Source organism: Novosphingobium album (ex Liu et al. 2023), assembly GCF_029076845.1.
In the GTDB taxonomy this organism is placed as follows: Bacteria; Pseudomonadota; Alphaproteobacteria; order Sphingomonadales; family Sphingomonadaceae; genus Novosphingobium.
On record NZ_JARESE010000001.1, the window covers coordinates 411,910 to 422,945 of the forward strand.

General features: G+C 67.4%; 9 protein-coding genes and 1 pseudogene. 6 read left to right on the top strand and 4 right to left on the bottom strand.

The window, feature by feature from the left end:
- The first annotated feature begins 319 nt into the window (after positions 1 to 319).
- The 5 genes from PYV00_RS01940 to PYV00_RS01960 are packed head-to-tail and all read left to right on the top strand — an operon-like array spanning position 320 to position 5,438.
- The gene (locus tag PYV00_RS01940) at positions 320 to 829 is read left to right on the top strand and encodes a hypothetical protein (protein ID WP_275226557.1); all 510 of its coding nucleotides are present in this window, start codon (positions 320 to 322) and stop codon (positions 827 to 829) included.
- On the top strand, positions 826 to 2,184 hold the full coding sequence (locus PYV00_RS01945) for an O-antigen ligase family protein (protein WP_275226558.1): 1,359 nt from the start codon (positions 826 to 828) through the stop codon (positions 2,182 to 2,184). The genes PYV00_RS01940 and PYV00_RS01945 overlap by 4 nt, the downstream gene beginning before the upstream one ends.
- Positions 2,184 to 3,710 carry a hypothetical protein gene (locus tag PYV00_RS01950; protein ID WP_275226559.1) on the top strand — a complete coding sequence of 509 codons (1,527 nt, stop codon included), beginning with the start codon at positions 2,184 to 2,186 and terminating at the stop codon, positions 3,708 to 3,710. The genes PYV00_RS01945 and PYV00_RS01950 overlap by 1 nt, the downstream gene beginning before the upstream one ends.
- Before the next feature lies 1 nt (position 3,711).
- A complete protein-coding gene (locus tag PYV00_RS01955) occupies positions 3,712 to 4,836 on the top strand; it encodes a glycosyltransferase (protein ID WP_275226560.1) in 1,125 nt (374 codons plus the stop codon).
- Complete coding sequence (locus tag PYV00_RS01960) at positions 4,833 to 5,438, top strand: putative colanic acid biosynthesis acetyltransferase (RefSeq protein ID WP_275226561.1); 606 nt, start codon at positions 4,833 to 4,835, stop codon at positions 5,436 to 5,438. The genes PYV00_RS01955 and PYV00_RS01960 overlap by 4 nt, the downstream gene beginning before the upstream one ends.
- A gap of 7 nt (positions 5,439 to 5,445) precedes the next feature.
- On the opposite strand, the gene PYV00_RS01965 is transcribed toward PYV00_RS01960, so the two are convergent.
- The 4 genes from PYV00_RS01965 to PYV00_RS01980 all read right to left on the bottom strand — a co-directional run bounded on the left by PYV00_RS01965 (position 5,446) and on the right by PYV00_RS01980 (position 9,898).
- Positions 5,446 to 6,960 (bottom strand): endo-1,3-alpha-glucanase family glycosylhydrolase, encoded by a 1,515-nt coding sequence (locus PYV00_RS01965; RefSeq protein WP_275226562.1) that lies wholly within the window; start codon positions 6,958 to 6,960, stop codon positions 5,446 to 5,448.
- An 80-nt stretch (positions 6,961 to 7,040) separates the two neighbouring features.
- A complete protein-coding gene (locus tag PYV00_RS01970) occupies positions 7,041 to 9,041 on the bottom strand; it encodes a hypothetical protein (protein ID WP_275226563.1) in 2,001 nt (666 codons plus the stop codon).
- Entirely contained in the window at positions 9,038 to 9,469 is a 432-nt protein-coding gene (locus PYV00_RS01975) for a hypothetical protein (protein ID WP_275226564.1), read from the bottom strand. The genes PYV00_RS01970 and PYV00_RS01975 overlap by 4 nt, the downstream gene beginning before the upstream one ends.
- A gap of 213 nt (positions 9,470 to 9,682) precedes the next feature.
- Positions 9,683 to 9,898: a hypothetical protein gene (locus PYV00_RS01980; RefSeq protein WP_275226565.1), complete on the bottom strand. Its 216-nt coding sequence runs from the start codon at positions 9,896 to 9,898 to the stop codon at positions 9,683 to 9,685.
- Positions 9,899 to 10,243: 345 nt separating this feature from the next.
- On the opposite strand from PYV00_RS01980, the pseudogene gmd reads away from it, so the two are divergent.
- Positions 10,244 to 10,972 (top strand): annotated as a pseudogene (gene gmd / locus PYV00_RS01985) (GDP-mannose 4,6-dehydratase); the annotation flags it as partial.
- Positions 10,973 to 11,036: the final 64 nt, after the last annotated feature.

Here is an 11,036-nt window from a genome sequence, read left to right on the forward strand (position 1 = left end):
GAAAGCCGCTAGTGCGCTTGCCCAAAGTAAACGGCTAACCAGCATCGTTTTTTGCTTTAGGATCAAGCTCCGTTATCTCCAAATCGGAATGTTCAGCTGGTTTGCTCTTGCCCGTTCGACATCCGTTGTGCAAGAGCGAAGGTAGTCCAGCAAGGCTCAAAGCGGTACCGGCTGCGCGGAGTATTTTTGGCGATAGGGAGCGCAATACCGAGGTATGAAAGTTCGCCAGAGAGTGCGTACCCCCAGCAAACCCACGGGCACGTGGCCGCGTTTGCGGCGTTCGCTGAAAGGGTTCATAACGGGGCGGAATGTCAAGGCCTTGATCGCGGTGCTGGTCGGCCTCTACCTGGTCGTATCGCTGGTGGAGTGGTACTTCCGGGTAAATGCCTACGGCGTGGTCGGCGTTTCCGACACCGAGGCGGATGTGCGCTACGCGCTCGGTGCCCCGGCCCGGATCGATCAGGCCAACGCGACGTGGACCTACCCGGTCGAGGCGGGCGCGACCTTCTCGGTGATGTTCTCGGGCGACCGCAGCGTCAGCCGCATATCCTGCTTCAGCGCGACCGCCGAGCCCAACAGCTGTCCTGAGCTCTATGGCATCGGCATCGGCGAGGGGGAGGATGCGATTGGCCACCATCTGGGCAATCCCGACCTGGTGACGATCAAGGGGGATCGCAAATACGTTACGTACAGCGGCCTCGGCGCCACTTTCGTGCTGCAGCAGTTCGTCGTGACCGGCCTGATTCGCGACGCCGACCAAGGCAGTTTCCTCGGCAAGACGTGGAAGTTCTTCCGCAATCTGTTCTACTTGCCGGGCTGGATCGGGTGAGTTCGAGGGACACCGATTCGCGTGCCCCCAACGAAGCCCTGGTCGGGTGGTCGGCCATCGCGCTGATCGTCCTTGCCGTCCTGATCGGCGGCGGCGGCGCGTCGGCGCTTCCCCACCTCGATGCCGCGTGCCAGTTTGCCGGCTTCGTGGTGATCGCCCTGCTCGTCGCGACCGGCGGCCAATGGCGGATCGATCCGGCGGCGCGGGCCTGGCTGGTGCTCGCGGCATTGGCGTTCCTGCTGCCGCTCGCGCAACTGCTGCCCTTGCCCGCCGGCTTCGCCGCGGGCCTGCCGGGGCGCGAGCTGGCCAATGACATTCGCGCCCAGGCCGGGCCGCAGGGCTATCTGCCGCTTACTCTCGATCCCGACCAGACGATCATCTCGGCGCTTTCGCTGGTGCCGGGCATCGCCGCTTTCGCGGTGACGCTGCGCTGCTCGGCGCGCTGGCGCCGCCGCGCGCTGACGGCCTGGATCGCCATGGCCATGCTCGCCTTCGTCGTGGGCGGGCTGCAAGTGGCCAGCAGCGGTACTTTCGCGGAAATCTACGATACCCCGCACCGGCTGGCGGCGACCGGCTTCTTCGCCAACCGCAACCATCATTCGCTGTTCATGCTCGTCGTTCTCGTGCTGGCGACCGCGGCGATCTTCGTGCGCGGACGGCGCGAGGAACCGGCGCTGGAAGTGCTGCGCTATGCCCTGCTGCTGGGGCTGGCCGCCGGCATCCTGATCGCTGCTTCCCGCGCTGGCCTGCTGCTCCTGCTGGTCTCGTTCCCTGTTCTGTTCCTCCTCATCGGGCGCGGGAACATCGGCCTCAAGGTGAACTGGCGCCACGCCGCCGGGGGCGCCTTCGCGGTGATGTTCGCGCTGGTGGTGTTCCTGTCGCTCAATCCCGTGGCGCGCCAGGTGCTTGATCGCTTCACCTTCGGGCAGGATGCCCGGCTGCAGTTCTGGCCCGACGTGGTCTATACGGCCCGGCGGTTCTGGCCGGCGGGAACCGGCATCGGAACCTTCCCCTCGGTCTATGCGACGCAGGAGCGGCTGGGCGCGATCGACGAATACCGGGTCAATCACGCGCACAACGATTACCTGGAACTCGCCATCGAAGGCGGGATCGCGGCCATCGCGCTGGTGGCGGTTTTCATCGCCTTGTTCCTGCTGCGCCTCAAGGCGGTTGCCGGCCTTTCGGGCGAGATGCGGCGGATGGCGCTGGCGGCGGGCTTCGGCATCGTGCTGATAATGGCGCACAGCCTGGTCGATTATCCCCTGCGCGCGATCACGATGATGGTGATGTTCGGTTTTCTGGCCGGCCTGCTGTTCAGGCCGGCGCAGGCTTTGCGTGGCAGGGAGACGACCTGATGGCCCGTGTTTCCGCGGTCGCGAAAAGGCGCGGCGCGCTGCAGCGGCAGGCGCTGGCGAGCGGGGTGAGCAACCGGCCGCTCGCAGCGCTGGCGGGTGCCCTGCTCACGGTGGCGATCGCGGTCCTGCTTCTGACCATCACCACCGCGCGCGAGGATGTCATCTTCGGGCCGGACGCCTCGGTGCGCTTGCTGGCCTTTGAATTCATCGCGGCCAGCCTGATCCTGTTCCTGGCCTCGACATCGGCGCGCATGCATCTGGCACTGCAGATGGTGATGATCTATCTCACGATCTACTTGATCCTGCCCGGCTACCATCACGGGTCGAACAACACCTTTCCCTTTTACGGGATGCATTATCCCGAGGATATCCGCCTGCGCGCCGCAGGCCTGATCTCGGTATTCATCATTTCGCTGATGATCGGCTACATGATCGGCGATCAATCCCAGCGGATGGGCAGGGCGCCCAAGCTTATCGGACGCGAGATCATCTTTCCGAACAAGGTGCTGCTGATCGCCTTCACTGTGGCGGCCGTCGCGGCGACGGGGGTGTTCCTTGCCACGGTCGGCTTCGGCGGCGCGTTCGGCCTGCGCGGTGAGACGGGTGGGGGCGGGGGCAGCAAGGCCGCGGTCGGGCTGCTCGTCACGCTGCCCCGCATCGTCACCTTCGTCTCGTTCGCCTATTGCTACATCCTGTTCCTGCGGGCGCGAAAGGCCGGTATCGCGCTTTACTTCCTGCTGCTGAACACGCCATTCTTCTTTGTCACCAACTTCCCCCTGGCGCTGGCGCGCTTCGCGCTGTTCGGGATCGTCCTGTTCTTCGTGGTGCAGACGTACAACCTGCGCGGCGCGATGGCGCGAACCGTGCTGACGGTCGCCTTCGTGTTCGGCGCCCTGTTCGCCATGCCTTATGTCGATTCGCTGACGCGGCATGTGAGCGAAGGCAGCGCGGGCTCGTTGCAGCAGTCCTACACCAGCTATCTCGAATCGGGCGATTTCGACGGCCTGCAATCGATCCAGAACGCGATCATCTACCACGATTCGAAAGGCACGACGAACGGCCGGCAGATCATCTCCGCGGCGCTTTTCTTTGTTCCGCGCAGCATCTGGAGCGAGAAGGGCGAGCCGACCGGCGCGATAACCTCGAAAGCGGCCGGCTTTGAATTCAATAATATCTCGCAGCCGTTGCCGAGCGAGTTCTACGTCGATTTCGGCATCTACGGCGCGGCCGCCCTGTCGCTCCTCCTGGGTTTCGGCATTGCCCGCCTTGACGGATGGATCAATCGCAACTGGGACGCGGGACCGCGCGCGCGCCTGATCGCCGGCGTCGTCGTGGCCTTCGGGGTCATCCTCATGCGCGGCACGTTGCTGGGCATCGTTCCGCCGATCGTCGTCTTCTCGGCAGGTGTCGGCGCCATCATCACCCTGGGGCTGCGCAGTCCCGAAAAGCTGCTCCTGCGACATCGCCGCAGGGACTTCGCGCGACCGCTTCCGCAGACCGGCCGCCGCGCCCAGCGTCAATCCTGACATGCGCGTCGGCCTGCTGACCGCGTGGGCCAATCGCGCCAATGGCGGCGTGTTCGAAGCCGTGGCGACGCACGCGGCGATGCTGCGCGAGCGGGGGATGACACCGCACGTCTTTGCGCTCGCCCATCCCGATGACGAGCGCGATCGCGCGCGGTTCGACGGGATCGCCATCACCACCGTGCCGGTGCTGGGGCCGGCCGCGCTGGGCTGGGGATCGGGGGTCGGCCGCGCGCTGCGGGCCGCCGACCTCGACCTGCTGCACCTCCACGGGATCTGGACGCATCTTTCGGCCGATGGCGCGCGATGGGCGGACCGGACCGGGCGGCCCTATGTGATTTCTCCGCACGGGATGCTCGATCCGTGGATCGTCGGGCGCGGGCGCGCGAAGAAGGCGCTGGCAAGGGCATGGTTCGAACGCGGGAGCTGGCGCGCGGCCAGCGCGTTCCACGCCCTGACCGGGGCGGAAGCAGGCGATATCGCCAGCGCGACCGGCCGCGAGGCGATCACGGTCATTCCCAACGGCATCGCCATACCCGAAGCGGCCGGCTTGCCGCTTTCCCCGCCCACGGTGCTCTCGATCGGCCGCATCCATCCCAAGAAGAACATCCTTGCGCTGGTCGAAGCCTGGCGCGAGGCGGGCGCGGGAAAGCGCGGCTGGAAGCTGGTGATCGCCGGCTGGGGCGCGGACAGCGATGTCGCCGCCTTGCGCGCGGCCCTGGGCGCGGCGCCCGAGGCCGAGGGCATGACGTTCCTGGGCCCGGTCTTCGGCGATGACAAGGAGCGGCTGCTGCGCGCGGCCCGCTGCGTGATCCTGCCCTCGCACAGCGAAGGCCTGCCCATGGCCATCCTCGAGGCCTGGGCCGCCGGCGTGCCGACGATCATGACCGAGGCGAGCCATTTGCCCGAAGGCTTTGCCGCCGGGGCCGCGATCCGCATCGGCGCGCGGCCGGACGAGATCGCCGAGGGGCTGCGGGTGGCGATGGATCTGCCGGAAGCCGAATGGGCGGTCAGGGCCCGTGCCGCGCGTGGGCTTGCGAGCGGGCACTTTTCCACCGAAGTGGTCGCCGCGCGCTGGATCGCGTTCTATCGCGAGCTGGCCGCCAGCGTGAAAGGCAGCAGGGGATGAGCGTTCTTGACGCCCGCAGCACGGGTCAGCATCGCGGCGGAGCCAGCTTTTCGCTGGGCAACCGCGTGTTCCGGCTGGTCTGGATGGTCGCCTGGACCCTGCTCGCCGCATGGACGCCCCCGCCGCTCCGGGGCTGGCGCGCTTTTGTGCTCCGTTGCTTCGGGGCGCGGGTGGGCAAGGGCACGCGGATCTATGCAGGTGCGCGGGTCTGGCATCCGCGCAACCTGACGGTCGGCGATTTCGTCTGTATCGGACCGGGCGTCACGGTCTATTGCCAGGGGCCGATCAGCATCGGCGACTACACCGTCGTCTCGCAGGGCGCGCACTTGTGCGCCGGCACGCATGACATTGCCGACCCCTATTTCCAGCTCGTGACGCGGCCGATCCATATTGGCGCGCGCGCCTGGATCGCGGCCGAGGCTTTCGTCGGGCCGGGCGTGACGGTGGGGGATGGCGCGGTGCTTGGCGCCCGCTGCGTCGCCATGCGCGATATCGAGCCCTGGAGCGTCTATTCGGGCAATCCCGCACGGTTCCTCAAGCCGCGCGTGATGCGTTCCGCGCCTGACGATACACCGCCGAAGGGCAACGCAGGCGCGGCCTGACGCCGCGTCAGTGACAGCCGCGCAGGCTGGAAAAGCCCGCGTAGAGCGGATCGTGGCGATCGGGCGCGGCCTCGATCGTCCAGGGGCTGTTGCAAGCCGTGATCGTCCGGCCGCCGCGCTCGATCGCCATCTTGACCGGGCCGGCGCCAGCGGGCGCGGTCACGCGCTGCAAGCCGCCGCTCACCGCCTGGCGATAGGTATTGCCGCCAGTGGTGATGACAAGCTCTGCCGGCGCGGTCAGGAAGGCCGTCATCTCGACCAGGTCGACGGAGCGATCGCCGCGCACTTGCCATGCGGCGCCCCGGCTGGTGTCGGCCGGGCGGAACAGCTGCCGGCGGTGCAGGCCGACGAAGCCGTCACGGCGAATGGCCGGAGGCGCCCCCTGCTTGAACCACGCTATGTAATAGGCGGCAAGGTCGTAATAGCCGAAGCGCGTGGCGCTCGACGGTGCCAGTTCCGAACCCTCGCTGTAATCGTTCCAGGTCACGAGATGCAGGGCGGCGGCGCCGCCGTCGATCGCGGCACGCAGGCTGCCGGCGAAGGAGAGGCTGCCCTGCGCTTCCTGCGCGACCAGGCTCTTGGGCCGCATGTCCTGCGGCGCGGCGGTCGCCACCCAGGCGGGATAGCCCTGCCGCAGCACGCTCGCCGCGAAGCCGCGCTGTCCGTCACCGGCGCTCTTCGCGCGCGATCCCCAGGTCGCCCCGGCGGCGGAAATGCCCGCGAGCGCGGCCGAGGATCGCGAATCGACGAAATCGGGTATCAGCGCGATCGGCTCCCCCGCCTTCGCCATGGCCTGGGCAAAGCCTGTCCAGAAGGCGGCGTCGCGCGCATCGGCGGCGAAAGGCATGATGACGAGCCGCCCGTCGGCGGTGCGCATCGCCGCGGGATGTTTGGCCAGACGGGTCAGGTATGCGACCAGTTCCTCAAGTGTCGCTGTCTTCAGCGCCATCATGTCGGGTTCGATCGCGATGCGAAAGCGCGGGTCGGTCGTGGCGGCGGCGTCGAGCAGGCCGCGCACCGTCCCCCCCGACTTGCCGCCCAGTTGCAGCAGGTCGACCCCGAAAGCATCGATCCCGATCCGGGCGGCGCGCGCCACTTCGATGCGGAAGTCGGCTTTCGACTGTTCCTTCGCCGGCGGTCCCGGCAGCGGCCGTTCGCGCAGGAAGCCGCCCCCCCGCGCGAACTTTCCGTTCTCGCCCTCGGGCTTCAGGTAGTGGACCTCGTAATAATCGCGTCCTGGCCCGCGCCCGCCGATCGTGATCGGAAAGGGCGGAAAGTAATGCGCGATTACTGGCCGTGCCTGCGATCCGGGCGTCGCGGTGCGGAACGCGAAGGCCTCGTCCGGGCTTTCCCGCCGGACGAAGGTCGAGGCAGGCCCGCTGGCCTGCCCCGACAATGTCGGCATACGCAGCGCGGTGCGCCGGGCCACGGAGGGCTGCTCGCGCGCGTTGTGCGCGGCGTAGGCGGCGGAAACCACCGCCGTTGCGGCCAACGCGACAAGACCGATCCGTTGCAGTGTCATTCTGGCATCCCGGTTACGCGGCCTCCGGCTGATCGGGCAAGTGACCGGCTAGCAGCGACCGCCCTGCTGTAGTCTGAACATCACAGCGCCGCGATCTTGCCGCTGGCGACCAGCGCGGCCGCCACCGCGTCCATCGCCGTACCGCTCAGGTGCACCTGCCCGTTGCTTGCGTCGAACAGGCACGATCGCGGCACCAGCCCGGCGGCCACGTCGTTCAGGTCGTCGGCGCCGCCGGTCGAGAGCGCCTGCAGGGCCGGCAGCGGATCGAACACGTGGGCCGCGCCGAACGCCGCCAGCATCGCGTCATGGCGGTCGGCGCAGCGGATCGACTGCGCGCCGGGCGTCGGGTTGCTCGCGGCGGCCGGGTTCGGCACCGCCACCGGCGCCAGGAACACGAACCGGCCCGTGCCGCCCTGCGCGTCGGCCAGCGCCTGGTAATTGGCGATATCGGCGGTGATGCTGGAAAAGCCGTTGTCCGAACCGTCCCAGTGCACGAACCGCAGCGGCGCGAGATAGGGCTTGGCCTGATAGCGCGCCACCTGCTGCGCCAGCGTCGTCCCGCCCGCGCCGATATCGATCACCTTCAGGCCGGCCGCGCTGGCCAGCGACGCCTTGAGCGAGACGCCGTTGGCCCCGTTCACATAGCTGTCGCCGCCCGTCACCACCGGCGTATCGTCGAGCCGCGAGGCGAACTCGCACCAGTCGCCCGGCGCGCGGCCCTTGAGGAACGCCACCTGGTTGATCGTGCCGGTGAACACCGAAGTGCCCGCGCTGTCGCGGCCGATGCGCACGTGCGAGACCCCCGGCACGCTGAGGTTGACGGCGCTGTATTCCTGGCGCGGCTCGCCGTTGATCGACACGGTCAGTCCTTCGGAGAAATCGTTGGTGGCCTGCGTGATGCCGAAGGCCACGCGCACGTGCTCGCCGCCCGCCACGCCCGCGCGCAGCAGTTGCACCGCCGGGGTCTGCACGGCGGCGTTGTAGACCACGATCAGCTGCAGGTTGCCGGTGCTCGACAGGCGCAGCAGGATGCGGTTGTTCTCGCTGCCCGAGTCGGCCTGCGCCAGCACGACGTTGCCGCTGCCCGGCGGCGCCGGCAGCACGCCGTCGAACAGGCAGGACCATCCCGGCGCGGCCGCCGCGCTGTTCCCGTCCGCCCAGTCACCCCATCCGGCCAGCGGCATGACCTCGCGCAGCGTCCAGTCGTCGACATAGCAGGTGCCGTCGCCCGCATTGGTGCCGCGCACGCCCCAATAGCTGCTGCCCGTCACCGCGCCGGAGCCGAAGATCGTCAGGGTTGCGGCCGAAGCGCCGAACACCGCCGTGGACGTGAGGTTGCCCCCCAGCGTGGCGCCTTGCAGCGTATGCGCGAAAGCGGGCGGGTTGACCGTGATCGTGCCGCGCCGGGCGGTCGCGGTCATCTTGAACGCGCGGCCCTTGTAGCCGGCGTGGGCATAGCTGACGTAACCGTTGGTGGCACCCGATGCGACGATGTTGAGTTCCCCGGCCACCGCCGATGCGGTGAAGCCCAGGCCGCTGGCCAGCGTCGGCAGCGCATCGAATGTCGGGTTGGGGAAATACTCGTGAGGGCTGTCGCCATCCTCCACCCCGCCGAACGCCGCCGTGATGCCCGAAACGCTGGCGCCGACCGCGTCGAGCAGGTCGGCGCCATCGGCGTGCCCTGCGCCATCCGTCCAGTAGATGCCGCGCGCATGGTTCATGTCGAACAGGGCGGCGCGGCCGAGATAGTCGGTCAGGGGCTGCAATGGGTCGTTGATCGTGACGGCCAGCACGTCCGATGCGGGAACAGCGCGCGCGACGAGCGTGTAGTCGCCGTTGAGCTGCCTGGGCAGTTGCAGCGCCCACGTGCCATCCGGGCTGGCCGCGGCTGTCCCGCTGGCGATGCCGTTCACATAGACTGTGACGAGCGACGAGGCCGGGGCCTTGCCCGAGACGAGCGGCGTGGCGCTCGGCACGATGCCCGCTTCGGGCGGCGGCGCGATCGCCTCGATGGCGACTCGCGAGGCGCGCAGGGCGCGGGCGGCCAGGCCACGCGCCGCGATATCGAGCCCGCCGTTCATTGCCCGATCCGATAGGAAAGGGCCCCACCGGTCAAAGCCACGTCGAGCCAGAGGCTCGCGCCCGATTCGGTCTCGAGCCAGATGGCCTCCTGGGCGTTGCCGCGCCATACCAGCGCGTCTCCGGCCAGCGTCGCGGGAAGGGTGGTCTCGCCCTCGTCGGTCGAGCGCAGCAGCGTCACCGCGCCGCTCCAGTCGCCGGAAAGGGCAAGGATGACGGGCCGGCCCAGCTCGGGAATGAAAGGCCCGGCGACTTGCGATGCGGAGGTCGTGCCGGCTACCGGCGCGCTGGCGGCGGGGGGCAGGACGCTGCCGACAGGCAGCGGCGTACCGGGCGTGACTTCGGTGGCCGGGCCGCCCAATGCCCCGAATGACAAGGCGCCGATCGGGACGAACTGCCCGGGTGCGAGAATGGGAGTCGGTTCGCTCAAGACAACCTCCTGGTTAGAGAGGTCGAATCATATAACCATATCGGTTAGTGTAGGAAAGCCGGTTGTACCGGAATCGCTCAGCCCCACTTACCGCCCGGCCGCAGGCCACCAACGCAAGGAACCGCGAATCACACGCCGCGACATGGGGGAAAGGCAAAAAAAAGAGCAGGCGATTCGCCTGCTCTCCTTCAACCGGCATCGATCAGGCGATGCTCAGGGGCTCTTGTTGTCGTCCAGGATGATGCCGAGCGCGACGAGCGCGGCGATGATCGAGGCGATCAGGGCAGCCAGCGGAATGCCGACAATCTCGCTCTGTTGCGAGGCATCGACCCGGGCATTGGCGCGAACTCCTTCGGGAGCGGCTGAAATCGTTGCCGGGCTGACGGAAACGCGGGCATCGGCGGGGCGAACGTCTGCTGCCTTCGCCACGATCGGCGCTACTGTGGTCGTCAACGCCGCTGCGGCGAGGAGAGCTTTGGAAAATCTCTTCATCGTCTACTCCGTGGACTGCGCCGTGGGTAACGCCGCTAATCTGTTCCGATTTGGATCGAATTTGCTGGTACGTCTTATCGCCTAAGATCGCGTGAAAATCAACCACCATTATAATGCGCTGCAACATTTGTCGCGGCTGATGCCCGGACTGCCCCATTGGCCCGGGAAAATTCCGCGGCGGGCGGGAATGTGCCCCGCGCGTGGTGCAGCGCAGCAAGTCCGGCTTGCAATGCGGCGAGGTCGAGCGATAAGGCAAGGCGAAACAGCGAAATCGGATCGGCGATGTCATCACCCAAAGTTGCATTGATCACCGGCGCGACCGGACAGGACGGGGCCTATCTTGCCGAATTGCTGCTGGAAAAGGGCTATGAGGTCCATGGCCTGAAGCGCCGCTCCTCCTCGTTCAATACCGGCCGTATCGAGCATATCTACGAGGATCCGCACCGCGAGGGCGCGCGGTTCCACCTCCATTATGGAGACTTGACCGACTCGACAAACCTGATTCGCATTGTGCAGGAAACACGGCCTTGCGAGATTTATAACCTCGCGGCGCAGAGCCACGTCCAGGTCAGCTTCGAAACCCCCGAATACACCGCCAACGCCGATGGCATCGGCACGTTGCGCATCCTGGAGGCGATTCGCATTCTCGGGATGGAAAAGACCTGCCGGTTCTACCAGGCCTCGACCTCGGAGCTCTACGGCCTCGTCCAGGAAGTGCCCCAGCGCGAGACCACGCCGTTCTATCCGCGTTCGCCTTACGCCGCCGCCAAGCTCTATGCCTACTGGATCGTGGTGAACTACCGCGAGGCTTACGGGATGCATGCGTCCAACGGCATCCTGTTCAATCACGAAAGCCCGCTGCGGGGAGAGACTTTCGTGACCCGCAAGATCACCCGCGCCGCCGCCGCGATCAGGCTCGGCCGGCAGGAGCGGCTCTATCTCGGCAACCTTTCCGCCAAGCGCGACTGGGGCCACGCCCGCGAATACGTGCGCGGCATGTGGATGATGCTGCTGTAGCGCGACGATTACGGAGTCCGGTCGGCGTCAATTTTGATGGCCGATAGGTGGCCGCGCC